The organism is Delftia sp. DS1230 (assembly GCF_040112715.1).
Lineage (GTDB): Bacteria > Pseudomonadota > Gammaproteobacteria > Burkholderiales > Burkholderiaceae_C > Comamonas > Comamonas tsuruhatensis.
In genome coordinates this window covers 2,655,771-2,670,444 of the sequence record NZ_CP157763.1, presented here as the reverse complement: position 1 = coordinate 2,670,444, position 14,674 = coordinate 2,655,771, and the positions used below count along the sequence as shown (strand labels likewise).

Annotated in this window: 10 protein-coding genes; 6 read left to right on the top strand and 4 right to left on the bottom strand. The window is 69.9% G+C overall.

Annotated elements, in window-relative coordinates; all coding sequences use genetic code 11:
- Nucleotides 1–32: 32 nt before the first annotated feature.
- The 6 genes from AAN986_RS11900 to tsaA all read left to right on the top strand — a co-directional run bounded on the left by AAN986_RS11900 (nt 33) and on the right by tsaA (nt 7,332).
- Nucleotides 33–911 carry an SMP-30/gluconolactonase/LRE family protein gene (locus tag AAN986_RS11900; protein WP_017403842.1) on the top strand — a complete coding sequence of 293 codons (879 nt, stop codon included), beginning with the start codon at nt 33–35 and terminating at the stop codon, nt 909–911.
- 121 nt (nt 912–1,032) lie between these two features.
- On the top strand, nt 1,033–2,352 hold the full coding sequence (locus AAN986_RS11895; RefSeq protein ID WP_349335678.1) for an MFS transporter: 1,320 nt from the start codon (nt 1,033–1,035) through the stop codon (nt 2,350–2,352).
- A 37-nt stretch (nt 2,353–2,389) separates the two neighbouring features.
- Nucleotides 2,390–3,736, top strand: coding sequence for an MFS transporter (locus tag AAN986_RS11890; protein WP_349335677.1), 1,347 nt, complete (start codon nt 2,390–2,392; stop codon nt 3,734–3,736).
- Between the two features lie 147 nt (nt 3,737–3,883).
- Complete coding sequence (locus AAN986_RS11885) at nt 3,884–6,136, top strand: AsmA family protein (protein ID WP_349335676.1); 2,253 nt, start codon at nt 3,884–3,886, stop codon at nt 6,134–6,136.
- 339 nt (nt 6,137–6,475) lie between these two features.
- Nucleotides 6,476–6,841: a LysR family transcriptional regulator gene (locus AAN986_RS11880; protein WP_016446251.1), complete on the top strand. Its 366-nt coding sequence runs from the start codon at nt 6,476–6,478 to the stop codon at nt 6,839–6,841.
- The gene (tsaA, locus tag AAN986_RS11875; RefSeq protein WP_016451588.1) at nt 6,838–7,332 is read left to right on the top strand and encodes a tRNA (N6-threonylcarbamoyladenosine(37)-N6)-methyltransferase TrmO; all 495 of its coding nucleotides are present in this window, start codon (nt 6,838–6,840) and stop codon (nt 7,330–7,332) included. Before AAN986_RS11880 ends, tsaA begins: the two co-directional genes overlap by 4 nt.
- A 29-nt stretch (nt 7,333–7,361) precedes the next feature.
- On the opposite strand, the gene dnaE is transcribed toward tsaA, so the two are convergent.
- The 4 genes from dnaE to AAN986_RS11855 all read right to left on the bottom strand — a co-directional run bounded on the left by dnaE (nt 7,362) and on the right by AAN986_RS11855 (nt 14,578).
- Complete coding sequence (gene dnaE / locus AAN986_RS11870) at nt 7,362–10,748, bottom strand: DNA polymerase III subunit alpha (RefSeq protein ID WP_047216959.1); 3,387 nt, start codon at nt 10,746–10,748, stop codon at nt 7,362–7,364.
- Nucleotides 10,741–12,231: a DNA polymerase Y family protein gene (locus AAN986_RS11865; RefSeq protein ID WP_047216958.1), complete on the bottom strand. Its 1,491-nt coding sequence runs from the start codon at nt 12,229–12,231 to the stop codon at nt 10,741–10,743. Before AAN986_RS11865 ends, dnaE begins: the two co-directional genes overlap by 8 nt.
- 6 nt (nt 12,232–12,237) lie before the next feature.
- Nucleotides 12,238–13,122: a translesion DNA synthesis-associated protein ImuA gene (gene imuA, locus AAN986_RS11860; RefSeq protein ID WP_047216957.1), complete on the bottom strand. Its 885-nt coding sequence runs from the start codon at nt 13,120–13,122 to the stop codon at nt 12,238–12,240.
- A 91-nt stretch (nt 13,123–13,213) separates the two neighbouring features.
- Nucleotides 13,214–14,578, bottom strand: coding sequence for an HD domain-containing phosphohydrolase (locus AAN986_RS11855; RefSeq protein WP_016446256.1), 1,365 nt, complete (start codon nt 14,576–14,578; stop codon nt 13,214–13,216).
- Between the last annotated feature and the right edge of the window lie 96 nt (nt 14,579–14,674).

Genomic DNA, 14,674 nt, shown 5'->3' with positions numbered 1-14,674 from the left:
CCAGCCCCCATGCCACCGAACAGGAGACTCCCATGCAGATCGATATCGTCGCCGACCTCAAGACCACGCTGGGCGAAGGCCCGCTGTGGGATGTCGGGCAGCAGCGCCTGTACTGGATAGACAGCTTCGACGGCCGCATCTTCCGCTGCACGGCCGACGGGCGGGAACTGCGCGCCTGGGAAGTCGGCCAGAAGATTGGCTCCATGGCACTGCGCCGCGACGGCCGCTCGGCCCTGGTGGCGCTGCACGGCGGCGTGCACACGCTGGACCTGGAAAGCGGCGAGCTGGAGCTGGTCGTCGCCCCCGAGCCCCACCTTCCCGGCAACCGGCTCAACGACGGCAAGGTGGACCGGCAGGGCCGCTTCGTCTTCGGCTCCATGGACACCCTGGAGGAGCAGCCTTCGGCACGGCTGTACCGGCTGGACACGGACCTGAGCCTGCATGTGCTGGACGAGGGCATCATCTGCTCGAACGGCCCGTGCTGGAGCCCGGACGGCACGACGCTCTATTTCTCGGACACGTGGAGCGGCGAGATCCGCGCCTACGACTACGACACGGCCACGGGCCATGCCAGCGGCCGCCGGACCTTTGCCCCGGTCGACACCAGCGGTGGCGGCGCGGCCGACGGGGCCACGGTCGATGCCGAAGGCTGCCTGTGGCAGGCCCTGGTGTACGCGGGCCAGCTGGTGCGCTACACGCCGGACGGCCGGGTGGACCGGGTGATAGAGATGCCGGTGCGCAAGGTGACCAGCGTGATGTTCGGCGGGCCCGGGCTCGACACGCTGTACGTCACCTCCATGGGCAAGCCGCCGTTGCCGCGTTTCCCGGGCGACGGCCAGTCCCGTGGCGCGCTGTTTGCCGTCAAGGGGCTGGGCGTGCGTGGCCTGCCCGAGCAGCGCTTCGGCGCCTGAGCACGGAGCCGGGCATGCAGGCCCGGAGCCTTCGCACCGCAACGCCGCCCGCCCCGCGAAGCGGCGCCTTCATCCACACAACAATGAAACGGCACCCACCGCTGGTGCCCGGGAGACCGCCATGGCCCAGGCCCCGCGCGCTTCGCTGCGCCAGATCCACCGCTATTCATGGGTATCCCTGCTGGTCTGCTGGCTGATCTGGGTACTGAATGCCTACGACCGCGAGATCGTGCTGCGGCTGGGGCCGACCATCTCCCGGCACTTCGGCCTGTCGGCCGACGAATGGGGCACGGTGGCCACCATCGTGATGCTGGCCCTGGCCGTGCTGGACGTTCCCGGGGCGATCTGGAGCGACCGCTACGGCGCGGGCTGGAAGCGCGCACGCTTTCAGGTGCCCCTGGTGCTGGGCTATACGGCGCTGTCGTTCGCCTCGGGCTTCAAGGCGCTGAGCGGCAGCCTGGCGGGCTTCGTGGCGCTGCGCGTCGGCGTCAACCTGGGCGCCGGCTGGGGCGAGCCCGTGGGCGTGAGCAATACCGCCGAGTGGTGGCCGGTGGAGCGGCGCGGCTTCGCGCTGGGCGCCCACCACACGGGCTATCCGGTGGGCGCCATGCTCAGCGGCCTGGTCGCCGGCTTTGTGCTGTACGCCTTCGGCGAGGAGAACTGGCGCTATGTGTTCTTTGTCGCGCTGGTCGTCGCCATCCCGCTGATGTGGTTCTGGGCGCGCTACTCCACGCCGCAGAAGATGGAACTGCTGTATGCCGACATCGCCGCCCGGGGCATGACCCCGCCGCAGGCCAGCGTGGCGGCGCAGGTGGAAAAAGGCCAGGCCTGGCGCACCCTGCGCAGCACGCTGGCCAACCGCAGCATCGCCCTGACGGCTGGAAACACCCTGCTCACGCAGGTGGTCTACATGGGCATCAACGTGGTGCTGCCCGCCTACCTCTACAACATCATGGGCCTGTCGCTGGCCGAATCGGCAGGCATGAGCGTGGTGTTCACGCTCACCGGCATCCTGGGCCAGCTGGTCTGGCCGGCTCTGTCGGACGTGATCGGGCGCCGCGTCACCCTGGTGATCTGCGGCCTGTGGATGGCCGCCAGCGTGGGCGCCTTCTACTTCGCCGACACCATGGCCCTGGTCGTGGTGATGCAGCTGCTGTTCGGCCTGGTCGCCAATGCGGTCTGGCCCATCTACTACGCGGTGGCCTCGGACTGCGCCCAGCCTGCGGCCACCTCCACGGCCAACGGAATCATCACCACCGCCATGTTCGTGGGCGGCGGCATCGCGCCCGTGCTGATGGGCAGCCTGATCTCCCTGGGCGGCGGCTGGACCAGCCCCGGCGGCTATGCCCTGTGCTTCCTGGTCATGGCCGGCTGCGCGCTGGGCGGCGTGGCCCTGCAGCTGGGCACGCGCGGCAACGCCGCCTCCACCGCCACCGCCTGACTCCGCTTTCATCCACCCATCTTTCCAAGGATTTGCCATGGTCCATCACCCATCGCCCTCCCCTGTTCACGCGCCGCCCGCACGGCCGCAGCCTGCCGCCGGCGACAGGCAGTCGCTGCTCAATGCCCGCATCTTCCGCAGGCTGATGCCGCTGCTGGTGCTGTCCTATGTGATCAGCTTCATAGACCGCACCAATATCGCGCTGGCCAAGTCGCACATCGAGGTGGACCTGGGCATCTCGGCGGCCGCCTACGGCCTGGGCGCGGGGCTGTTCTTCCTGAGCTACGCCCTGCTGGAAGTGCCCAGCAACCTGATCATGCACAGGGTGGGCGCGCGGTTCTGGATCACCCGCATCATGGTGACCTGGGGCCTGCTGTCGGCCGGCATGGCCTTCATCACCGGAGAGACCTCGTTCTACGTGATGCGCGTGCTGCTGGGCGCGGCCGAGGCGGGGCTGTTCCCCGGCGTGATGCTGTACCTGACCTACTGGTTCGGCCGCGAGGAACGGGCCCGCGCCATCGGCTACTTCCTGCTGGGCGTGTGCATTGCCAACATCCTCAGCGGCCCCGTGGGCGGCGCGCTGCTGCAGATGGACGGCTTCCTGGGCTGGCACGGCTGGCAATGGATGTTCGTGATCGAGGGCCTGCCCGCCGTGGCCCTGGCCTGGGTGGTCTGGAAGAAGCTGCCAGACGGCCCGGCCAGCGCGCCCTGGCTGACGGCCGCCGAATCGCGCGAGGTACTGCAACGCCTGCAGGCCGAGCAGGACCAGCAGGCCAGCGCCGGCCAGGTGGGCCACTCGCTCCGGGACTGCCTGCGCGACCGCCAGATCTGGCTGGCCATCCTTGTCTACTTCTGCCACCAGATCAGCATCTACACGGTGATCTTCTTCCTGCCCGGCATCATCGGCACCTACGGCCAGCTCTCGCCGCTGCAGATCGGCACGCTCAACTCCGCGCCCTGGATCGCAGCGGCCATCGGTGCGGCCTGGCTACCGCGCTTTGCCACCCACCCGCAGCGCTGCCGGCGCATGCTGCTGGCGGGCCTGGGCACCATGGCTGCAGGCCTGCTGCTGGCGGCGCTGGCGGGCAAGGCCTCGCCCGCGCTGGGGCTGCTGGGCTTCAGCCTCACGGCGCTGATGTTCTTCGTGGTGCAGTCCGTCGTCTTCCTGTTCCCGGCCTCGCGGCTGGCGGGTGCGGGGCTGGCGGGCGGCATTGCCCTGGTCAATACCTGCGGCCTGGTGGGCGGCTTCATCGGCCCCACGGTGATGGGGATGATCGAACAGGCCACGGGCAGCACGCGCAACGGCCTGTTCATCATGGCGGGCCTGCTGGTGGTGGCCGCCCTGGCATCCACCCGACTGCGGCAGGGCCAGGAGACACGGTGATGACAGCGCTTTTGCCACGGCAGGCCGCGCTGTAGGCCAATCTCCTGTATGCGGGCCTGCCGGCTGCCCGCCAGCGCGTCCCGGACCTTGGCAAGCGGTTTTGCGGCGCTAGGATGGACCGAACTCCATTTAGCGGCCCCCTGCGCCATGACCGACACAGCGACCGACAGCTCTCCCACGCCGGCATCCAAGCCCACACCCCGCCCGCCGCGCCGCCGCTGGCTGCGCATCCTCGTGTGGATGGTCTCGGCCCTGGTGCTGCTGCTGGCGCTGGTCGTGGTCCTGATTGCCACCTATGACTGGAACCGCGCCAAGCCCTGGATCAATGAGCGGGTCAGTGAAAGCACCGGCCGGCATTTCGCGATTGAAGGCGACCTGCGGGTGCAATGGAACTGGCCCCAGCCCCTGGACCAGGGCTGGCGTCACTGGATTCCTGGCGTCACCGTCCAGGCCGAGCAGCTGACGCTGGGCCAGCCCGAAGGCTGGCAGGTGGAGCAGGAGCCGGCCAAGGGCAGTGGCGAGCTGCCTGCCCTGCCTGCGCCGCCCGACCAGTTGAACAAGGGCCGCCTGCCCGAGGAGAAAGCCAAGGAACAGCCCAGGGGAAAGGCGAAGGACAAGGACTCGCAGGCCAGCCCTTCCGCGCCCAGTATCGACAGCGACAGCATCGTCCTGGCCGACGAGAAAATGGCCCCTCCCCCGCGCGACGCCGCCACCATGGCCACGGCAGCCCACGCCACGGCCAGCCTGCGGCTGTGGCCGCTGCTGGGCCGGCACGTGCTGCTGGACCATCTGCAGCTCGAAGGGCCTGACCTGGTCTTTGCACGGCGCAAGGACGGCAGCAACAACTGGACTTTCAAGCGCCCCGAGTCCACCGGTCCGCGCTGGCGCTTCCAAGTGACGCAATTGAGCCTGCGCGGCGGCCTGGTGGGCTGGAGCGATGGCGTGCGCCAGATGGCGGTGCGCGCACGCCTGGACAGCCTTGTACGGCCGCCCAGTCCAGACTTTCCGTATGGCATGCGCGTCGGCCTGACCGGCCGCATCGCCAAGGCCACGGTCGAGGCCCAGGGCCTCATCGGGCCCGTGCTGGACCTGCAAAGCGAGCAGGCACGCTTTCCGGTCAAGCTGTGGGCCCATGCGGGCAGCCTGCGCGCACGGGCCGAGGGCATTCTCGACAATCCCAGGGCACTCAAGGGCATGGACCTGCAGGTGCACCTGCGCGGCTCCAGCATGGCCGACCTGTTCCCACTGACCGGCCTGCTGCTGCCGCGTACACCGCCCTTCGACACCAACGGCCATCTGGTCGGCAGCCTGCAGCCCGGCCGCGCCGAGTGGGACTACGAAAACTTCGAGGGCCGCGTGGGCCAGAGCGATCTGCGCGGCTCGCTGCATTACGCATCCGGCAAGCCCCGGCCCAAGCTCAGCGGCAAGCTGGCATCGCGCAAGCTGCGCCTGGCCGACCTGGGGCCGGTGGTAGGAGCACCGTCCACCAGGCAGGACCAGAAAAGCCGGCAGGCGGCCAGCGGCAAGACCCTGCCCACGCAGCGCTTCGACACCAGCAAGTGGAATGCCATGGATATGGATGTGCACTTCCAGAGTGATCGCATCGAGCGTCCCCAGGCCCTGCCCATCGAGAACTTCAGCGTACATGCCGTCATGGACAACGGTGTGCTGCGCCTGGCGCCGCTGCGCTTCGGCATGGCCAAGGGCAAGCTGGACCTGCAGGCCATGGTGGACAGCGGCGCCAAGCCGCCCAAGGCCAACCTCCAGGGCAAGGTCCAGGGGCTGCAGCTGTCGGCCCTGTTCCCCGAGATCGAATTGATGAAGAAAAGCCTGGGCAGCATGGATGGCGCCATCGCCCTGGAGGGCCGAGGCCAGTCCATGGCCGAATGGCTGGGCACCAGCTCCGGCGACATGCGCCTGTATGTGCGCGACGGGCGCTTCAGCAAGCAACTGCTGGACCTGGCCGCGCTCAACCTGGGCAGCGTGGTGGTGACCAAGCTGTTCGGTGCCGACAAGGAAGTCCAGCTCAACTGCGCCGTGGCCGACCTGTCCGTGCAGAACGGCCTGGCACGCACGCGCAACGTCAAGTTGGCGACGCCGGAGGCGATCGTGGAGGCCACAGGCCAGATCAGCCTGGCGCAGGAGACCATGGATCTGCACATCAAGCCCGAATCGCTGAAGTGGAAGTTCTTCTCGCTGCGCACGCCCCTGTATGTGCGCGGCAGCTTCGCCAACCCCAAGGTGGGCGTGGAGCCCGGCCCGCTGCTGCTGCGTGCGGGCGCGGCCGTGGCCGCCGCCGTGGTGGCGCCCGCCGCCCTGGCCCTGGTGCCGCTGACGGTGCCGGCTGCCGAGGAAGATGCGCAATGCCAGCGCCTGCTGGCAGACGCCGGCAAGAAGTAGGAAGGCCTGCCCGGCCTTCAGCTGCAGCGCGCCCTGGGAACGCCACGAACGGCCGTCCCCAGGCGCTGGCCAGCAAGTCCATGATCACCGCGCGCCTATGTGAGCCGGGGCTTGGGCCAGCGTGCAGTCTGGCAAGAGTGGCAACGCCGACCGTGCGAGCCATCAGTACCATGAGGGCCACAGCCGTTGCGAACGGCGGCGGCGCACAGTGCATATGACCCGCCCCGCTGTAGCAGGCCATGCATTGCGTATTTCCCCTTAGCCCCATCGCGGCGCAGACCGTTGATTTCGCTTAACCTTCGCCGTTAACCCGCTTTTGCCGTGCCCAGCCCTTCTCCCATGTCCTCCAAAGTCCAGTTCCGCCTGCGCGTATACAACGACAGCACCATTGCCATCGGACCCGGCAAGGTGCAGTTGCTCGAATCCATCGCCGAGGCGGGCTCCATCTCGGCCGCAGCCCGTTCGCTGGGCATGTCGTACCGGCGCGCCTGGGTGCTCGTGGACGAGATGAACCGCGCGCTGCAGACGCCGGCCGTCAACACCAGCGCAGGCGGCGCCCATGGCGGCGGCGCCTCGCTCACGGCCACGGGCGAGGCCATCGTCAGGCATTACCGCTCCATAGAAACCACGTCGCGCATGGCGGCTGCGGCCGATATCGCAGCGCTGACGCGCCTGCTCAATCCCCAGGGCACCGCCAGCGCATGAGCGATGCCGCCGCGCAAGCCATAGGCTGCCGCCCCATCGGCCATGTGCGCAGCCGCTTCACCGATCCGGTGGGCATGCCCATACAGACGGCAGGCGCGGCCGACGAGGCCGGCCGCGTGGAGCTGCTGCCCGAGTTCGAGGCCGGGCTGCGCGACATCGAAGGCTTTGACTACCTGATCCTCATCACCCACCTGCACCAGGCCGTGGAAAAGCTGGAAGTCGTGCCCTTCATGGACGACAGCAGCCACGGCGTGTTCGCCACGCGCGCCCCGGCGCGGCCCAACCGGCTGGGCCTGTCCATCGTGCGCCTGGTGCGGCGCGAAGGACTGCTGCTGCATTTCCTGGGCAACGACATGCTGGACGGCACGCCCGTGCTCGACATCAAGCCCTACGTGCCCAGGCTGGACGTGCGCCAGACCGAGCGCATAGGCTGGTTCGGCAAGCGTATCGACCAGATGCCCGACATCCGCGCCGACGCCCGCATGGCCTGAGCCTGCTTCGGCAACAACGGCAACAGCCCTCAGTGGAAATTGCGGCTTGCCACGCCGGCGCCGCCCAGGCGGCCCAGCCAGCGGCTCATGTCGCGGGCGCGGTGCACGATGAGATGGCGCACGGCGGCCACCTCCTGGCTGGCCTGCTCTGCAGGCACTGACTCGCCGCAGTCCTTGCCGCCGCCCCAGTCCGAGCTGCTTTGCCAGATGCCCTCCACCGCCAGCAGCCGCGCGCCCAGCAAGGGCTCGCCCCAGCGCGTGACGGTATCGGGCCAGACCACCAGGTTGACCGTGCCCGTCTCGTCCTCCAACGTGATGAAGACCGTGCCCTTGGCCGTGGGCGGGCGCTGGCGCACGGTGACGATGCCGCAGGCCCGCACGCGCATGCCCGCCAGCGTGTCGCGCAGCTCCAGCGCCGTGCGCAGCCCGTGGCGGCGCAGGCGGTCACGCAGCAGGGCCAGCGGATGGCGGCGCAGGCTCAGGCCCGTGGCCGCGTAGTCGAACAGGATTTCCTCGCCCTCGGGCGCGGCGGCCAGTTGCACGGGCGCCTCGTGCACGGGCACGCCCGCGAACAGCGGGGGCTGCACCTGCAGGGCCGCGGCATCCCACATCTGCTGGCGGCGGTGGCCTGACAGGCCCTGCAGCGCATCGGCCGCCGCCAGGGCCTGCAGCTCGGCGCGCTGCAGCCGGGCGCGCAGGGCCAGGTCCTCGGTGCTCCTGAACGGCGCCTGCGCGCGGACCTGGGCCACGCGCTCGCCGGAAGTCTTTGGCAGCTGCGCCACCATGCACAGACCCAGGCGCACGGCCGGCTGCGGCAGCTCGACGCCAGCAATGCGCTCGTGCGGTGCCTCCAGCGTGCAGTCCCAGTCGCTGTGGCGCACATCGACGGGCAGCACGCGCACGCCGTGGCGGCGCGCATCCTGGATCAGTTGCGAGGGGGTGTAGAAGCCCATGGGCTGGGCATTGAGCAAGGCCATGAGGAAACAGGCCGGCTCATGGCGCTTGAGCCAGGCGCTGGCATAGGCCAGCATGGCAAAGCTGTAGGCATGGCTTTCAGGGAAGCCGTATTCGCCGAAGCCCAGCATCTGGCGGAAGATGGCCTGGGCAAATTCGGCGCTGTAGCCGTTGGCCAGCATGCCGTCTATCAACGGACGCTCGAAGCGGTGCACGCCGCCCTTGCGCCGCCAGGCCGCCATGGAGCGGCGCAGCTCGTCGGCATCGCCCGCCGAGAAGTTCGCCGCGATCATGGCGATCTGCATCACCTGCTCCTGAAAAATGGGCACGCCCAGCGTGCGCTTGAGCGCCTTCTCGAGCGCAGGCTTTTCCAGGACCAGCTCGCCGCCCTGCCGCCGACGCTCGCGCGCCTGAAGATAGGGATGGACCATGCCGCCCTGTATGGGGCCGGGCCGCACGATGGCGACCTCGACCACCAGGTCGTAGAACTCGCGCGGCTGCAGCCGGGGCAGCATGCTCATCTGCGCCCGGCTCTCGATCTGGAAGGTGCCCACGGTGTCGGCGCGGCAGATCATGTCGTAGGTGGCCGGGTCGTCCTTGGGAATGTCGGCCAGCTCCCAGCGCGGGCCGCGCAGCGCGGCGCGCGCGTGCAGGCTGCCGCGCAGCACGGTGAGCATGCCCAGGGCCAGCACATCGACCTTGAGCAGCTTCATGGTGTCCAGATCGTCCTTGTCCCACTGGATGACCGAGCGGCCCTCCATGGCGGCCGGCTCCACGGGCACCAGCCGCGTCAGCGGCCCGTCGGTCAGCACAAAGCCGCCCACATGCTGGCTCAGGTGGCGCGGGCTGTCGCGCAGCTGCAGGGCCAGCTCCAGCCACAGCCGCGCACGCTGGGGCGACAGTTGCGGGCAGTCGTCGCCCAGCCGCTCGCGCAGCCGGGCCATGCGCAGCAGCTTGGAGCGCACCCAGCCCAGGGCGGGGTCATCGGGTTCGGGCTCCGGCTCGGCCGCCTGGTCCTCGGCATCGCTGAACCAGTGGTGCTGCCGGGCCATGGCGTCGATCAGCGCCGCATCCACGCCCAGGGCCTTGCCCGCATCGCGCAGCGCACCGCGCGTGCGCCAGCAGCTGACCACGGCCGTCAGCGCCGCACGGCCGCGGCCGTATTTTTCGTAGATGTACTGGATGACGGTCTCGCGCCGCGCGTGCTCGAAGTCCACGTCGATATCTGGGGGCTCGCTGCGCTCGCGGCTGATGAAGCGCGCCATCAGCAGCGTGGTCTTGTTCGGGTCCACGGCCGTGATGCCCAGGCAATAGCAGACGGCCGAGTTCGCGGCCGAACCGCGCCCCTGGCACAGGATGCCTTCGCTGCGCGCATAGCGCACGATGTCGTGCACGGTGAGAAAGTACATCTCGTAGCGGCATTCGGCGATCAGCTCCAGCTCATCCTTCAATTGCTTGGCGACCGATTCGGGAATGCCTTGCGGATAGCGCCCCGCCGCTCCCTGCCAGGTATGCCAGGCCAGGGTCTGGCGCGCGTCCATGCCGGGCAGCACGCTTTCCTGCGGATAGTGGTAGCTGATCTCACTGAGCTTGAAATCGCAGCGCGCGGCAATCTGCAGGGTTGCATCCAGCATGGCGCGCGGATAGATGCCGCCCAGCCGCAAGCGTGAGCGCAGATGGCGCTCGGCATTGGGATGCAGCTCGAAGCCGCATTCGGCCACCGTGCAGCCAAGGCGCAGCGCCGTCACCAGGTCCTGCAGCGGCTTGCGCGAGCGCGCATGCATGTGCACGTCGCCGCAGGCCACGCAGGACAGGCCCAGTAACCCTGCCACGTCCTGCAGGCTTTGCAGCCACAGGCTGTCGTCGGGCGCCAGCAGCAGCTCCACGCCCAGCCAGCAGCCCGGCCCCAGCTGCGCCACGGCGGCCTGCACGGCCTGGGCGATGGCGGGCACATCGCCGGCTGGAAGCAGCGCACGCTGTGGCAGGACGATGCATTCGCAGCCTTCACGCAGCAGATGCCAGGGGCTGTCGGTATCGACCAGGTACCGGCCCTTTTCGGCACGGGCGCGCGCTGCGCTGATGAACTCGCAGAGGTTGCCCCAGCCGTTCAGATCGCGCGCCAGCGCCACCACGCGCAGCGGCCCCCAGGCGAATTCGCTGCCATGGATCAGCGCCATCTCGCAGTCGCGTGCAGCCTCGAAGGCCCGCACGGCGCCGGCCACCGAGCATTCGTCGGTCAGGGCCAGCGCCTGGTAGCCCAGGGCCTTGGCGCGCTGCACCAGTTGGGCCGGCGAAGAGGCGCCGCGCAGAAAGCTGAAGTTCGACAGGCAGTGCAGCTCCGCATAGCCGGGCAGGCCCGGGCCCGATGCCATGCCGGACACCGGCCCGGTGGCCTGGGGCGGGGGCTGCAGCCGCTGCAGCTGCGGGGGCGGCGGCTCCATCAGGATGTCCTGTTCAGCCATAGATGCCTTGCGCAAACCAGGCGGCGGGCGACAGCAGGGCCGGCATGCCTGGCAGCCGTTCCGATGCAGGCGCGCGCTCGCGGTAGATCCAGACATGGCCGACAGCCGCGTTGCTGGCCACGAAATAGTCACGCACGGCCAGCGCCGCATCGGCCTGCGGCTCTCCCCACCAGCCGGCCTCCAGCCGATAGGGGCCGGCCAGCAATTGCAGCGGCCCCTGCCAGCAGGGGCGGCTGCCCTGCAGGAGCAGCGGCTGGGGCGGATCAAGCAGCCAGGGCGGCAGCAGGCCCTGCCAGGGGTTGGCCGCCTTGCGCGCGTGCGCGGGCCGCCGCGGCGCCTGCGGGGTCTGCAGGGCCTCGCAGGCCGGGGTCCAGCGCTGCATGGCCTCGGGCCGGTGGTCCGATTGCAGCTGCGCCACCCGCACGCCCTGCGCACCACGGCGGGCCGAGACGCGCTCCACCCATTCATGCCAGGCCATGCCGCTGGCCGCGTCTGTCGCCTCGCCCAGTGGCGCCGGGCCGGGCGCGGCCGGTGGCAGGCAACTGCCGGCATCGGCCGCGAAAGGCGCGGTGTCCAGCGCCACCAGCTCCAGCATGTCCGCAGGCGCGCGCCAGGGCGTGCGGGCCAGGCGTTCGCGCAGCAGGCGCTCCATGTGCTCCAGCGCCTGGGCGGGCCGGGCCGTGCGGATGTCCAGCGCTTCCCAGGCCGGCAGCTCCGTGCCGTCCACGCGCCGCAGATCGTGGTGCCAGCGCAGCTGCAGGCCCAGCACACCCTGGTGGCGGGCCTGCAGCCAGGCCTGCAGCGCACGCAGCAGGGGCCGGGCGGCCTGCAGCAGGGCCTGGGCGTCGCTGGCCGGATAGCCCAGGTCGGCGCGCAATGCAAAGTGCTCGGGCAGCTCCAGCCAGTCCAGCGCATGGGGGCTGCTGCCATAGGCCTGGTCCAGCGCCAGCAGCGCCGGCAGCCCGATGCGCCGCGCCAGGCCCGCGCGCGGCAGGGCGCGCAGTTCGCCCCAGCGGCGGCAGCCCATGCGCTCCAGGGCCGGCGCATGCGGCTCCAGTGCGGGCAGTGTCCAGATGGGCAGTGCGTCGGCAGGCGGCCAGGGCTGGCGCGAATCCGCGCCCTGCATGCGCCAGCGCAGACGCGCCAGCGCCTGCCATGCCGTGGCGCCCCGGGCCCAGGACGGCATCCGGGGGCCGCCCGCCTGACCGTCCTCGGGCTGCTGTTCGCGCAGCGCGCGCAGCAGGCCCAGCAGCATGGCCTGGCGACCGCCCCACAGGCGCTCCACGCTGCCCACCTCCATCAACGCCACGGCCTGCCCTGCCCCGTACCAGAGAGCCACGCGCGGCGTCCAGCGCAGGGCCCACCAGGCCTGCTGGGCGCAGGCACTGCCTTCGCCATCACTGTCGCCGTTGCCCTGGCCATCGCCCTGCGCGACATGCAGCGGCCAGGCAATCCAGTGCAGTGCTTGATTCGGCTGTGCCATGGCATCTCACCCCAGGGTGTGCGCTGCCGCCTGCAGGGCGGGCGCCTCGGCGGGCAGCAGTTGCCCGTGTCCATGAAGCCAGCGCTGCGCCTCGTCCGCCTGCCGGGTGCGCCGCTGGGCCTGGGCCTGCAGCACGTCCTGCCAGGCCCAGTGGTGCAGCGGCAGCTTCAAGGGATGCTCCAGCGCAGGCCCCCGGCGCTTGAGCAACTGCACGCGCAGGCAGGCTGGCGTGCCGCCTTCGCCCGGCTCCCCCAACTCTGTCTCCACGCGCAGCCGCAGCGGCGCGGGCGAGGCCACCGTCTGCAGGGCGGCCGAGGCCTCGCGCCACAGCCACAGAATGCGCCCCTGCGCAGCGGCCGCCCATTGCAGCCGGCGCAGCGTGGCCATGGGCAGACCGGCCGGCAGCCAGGCCAGCACGGCCAGCACGTCGCGGCAGCGCAGTGCCTGCTCACAGACCCAGGCCAGCCCTGCCCCATCGCCTGCCGGGTGGGCGCCGGGGTGGGTGCCGGGGTGGGTATCGGCCTCCACGCAGCACAGCCGGTGCGCCGCCACGCCCGCCGCTTCCAGTCCCGGTGCAAAAGGCCTGCAAGGCGGTGCCACCAGCACCACCTGGCCCGCGCTGCGCTGCATCAGGGCCGCCAGACCCGGCAACAGCAGCGGCCATTCGGCATGGCCATGGGCGGGCTGCAGCAGCTCGACCATCGCGCCCAGCGGCCAGCCCCCGCCCGGCAATTGCGCATCCAGCAGCGCATGGCCCGAAGGCTGGACGCGCTGCTGCAGCGCCTGCTGCCAGCCATCGCCACGCCACACGCCCTGCAACTGAGGCAGCACACGCGCCGCGCCCGCCATGGGGGCGGGCTGCGCAGGTTGGGAGGCGTGGGGCGTGGTCATGGGGAAAATCTCAAATACTGTATGAATATACAGCACTCTTGATTTCCAAGAGATCCACGGATGTAAAAAAAGCCGGGCAAGCCCGGCTGTCTCAGTGCGCAGCTGTTGCCGCTGCCCCACCCGGCGGCGGCGTGGCGTCGATCTGCATGCAGGCTTCGCACCATTGCGCGACCGCCGTGTCCACGGCGTGGGTGCGGGCGTTGATGGCGGGCCAGCGGCGCAGGCAGGCGTTGACGATGGCCTGCAGCTGCCACAGGGCCTCGCGGCTGAGCAGGGCCAGCTCGCTCATGCCCTGCACGTCGTCCTTGAGGTAGGCCAGCAGGTCGGTCTGCTGGTTCGGGTGCAGGCCGGCCTCGGCCAGCTGCTTTTGCAGGCTGCCGATGCTGGAGTCGATGTAGACGGCCGCCTGGTGGTCGGGCATGGCCTGCCAGCGCTCGGGAAAGGCCTGGCTGAACGTGTCCCACATCTGGAAGGCGGCCGACAGCGCTGCCACGCTGTGCGTGACCTCGGCCTGCAGCGGCGGCAGCGGCGTGCCCGGCGAGATCTCGTCGTACAGCAGCGGCAGCAGGATGCCGACCAGATCGGCCGGATAGCGGCGGTGGTTCATGCGCAGCATCAGCGACAGGCGCTGGCCGGGCAGGTCCTGGAATTTGTCGAAGAAGGCCGAGACCACCTCGGCCAGCAACAGGATACGGCCCATTTTGGAGATGGCTTCGCCATGCACGCCGCGCGGATAGCCCGTGCCGTCCATGCGCTCGTGGTGCTCGAGCACGGCCATTTCCACGTCCTGCGAATACGCGCCCGCGCCCCGCATGATGAGCATGCCCGTGACCGAGTGCGCCACCAGGTGCTTGCGCTCGGCGCCCGTGAGCCGGTAGTTGGGGTCGGTCCAGGCCGGGTCCATGTAGAGCATGCCCACATCGTGCAGCAGGGCCGCCGTGGCCAGCGGGCCGCATTCACGCTCGCTCCATTCGCTTTGCAGCGCCAGGTAGACGGCCACCAGCATCATCTGCAGGCTGTGGGCGAACAGCTCGGGGCGCTGCTCGCGCATGACCGTGAGCTTGAAGGCGATCTGCGGCGGCAGCACCATCAGGCGCAGCGGCGCCAGCAGCCGGTCCGTGCCGCCCAGCGACTGCACCAGGCGGCGCATCAGGTCCACGGTTTCGCACTGCACCATGGCCTGGGCCTCGATGGCCAGCACGTCCACGCGGTTGTCAACGCCCAGGTGCTTGTCGATGGGGTCGCGCAGCTTGTGCTTGACCAGGCGCTCGTACATGTTGCTGTCGATGCGCGCGCCCTTGTCCACGAGCTTGACACCCTTGTCGTTGAAGATGGGCTCGCCGGTCACCACGTTGCAATGCTCGGCCATGTCGGTGACGGCGCGCAGGAAATGCACGCCCTCGTCCTTCCATCCCTGCGCTGTCGGTGGATTGCGCACGGCCGCGACATCCGTCATAGAGGCTCCCATTGGCTCGAAATCTGAAATATAAGCAAAAGAGCCCGCGCAAGGCGGGCTCTCGTCGCGCAGGCCTGCACCAGGCAGGCACTGCAC

Excerpts from the sequence above, each read along its gene's own strand:
- AAN986_RS11900 (WP_017403842.1), top strand. The coding sequence starts at position 33 with ATGCAGATCGATATCGTCGCCGACCTCAAGACCACGCTGGGCGAAGGC.
- AAN986_RS11895 (WP_349335678.1), top strand. The coding sequence starts at position 1,033 with ATGGCCCAGGCCCCGCGCGCTTCGCTGCGCCAGATCCACCGCTATTCA.
- AAN986_RS11890 (WP_349335677.1), top strand. The coding sequence starts at position 2,390 with ATGGTCCATCACCCATCGCCCTCCCCTGTTCACGCGCCGCCCGCACGG.
- AAN986_RS11885 (WP_349335676.1), top strand. The coding sequence starts at position 3,884 with ATGACCGACACAGCGACCGACAGCTCTCCCACGCCGGCATCCAAGCCC.
- AAN986_RS11880 (WP_016446251.1), top strand. The coding sequence starts at position 6,476 with ATGTCCTCCAAAGTCCAGTTCCGCCTGCGCGTATACAACGACAGCACC.
- tsaA (WP_016451588.1), top strand. The coding sequence starts at position 6,838 with ATGAGCGATGCCGCCGCGCAAGCCATAGGCTGCCGCCCCATCGGCCAT.
- dnaE (WP_047216959.1), bottom strand. The coding sequence starts at position 10,748 with ATGGCTGAACAGGACATCCTGATGGAGCCGCCGCCCCCGCAGCTGCAG.
- AAN986_RS11865 (WP_047216958.1), bottom strand. The coding sequence starts at position 12,231 with ATGGCACAGCCGAATCAAGCACTGCACTGGATTGCCTGGCCGCTGCAT.
- imuA (WP_047216957.1), bottom strand. The coding sequence starts at position 13,122 with ATGACCACGCCCCACGCCTCCCAACCTGCGCAGCCCGCCCCCATGGCG.
- AAN986_RS11855 (WP_016446256.1), bottom strand. The coding sequence starts at position 14,578 with ATGACGGATGTCGCGGCCGTGCGCAATCCACCGACAGCGCAGGGATGG.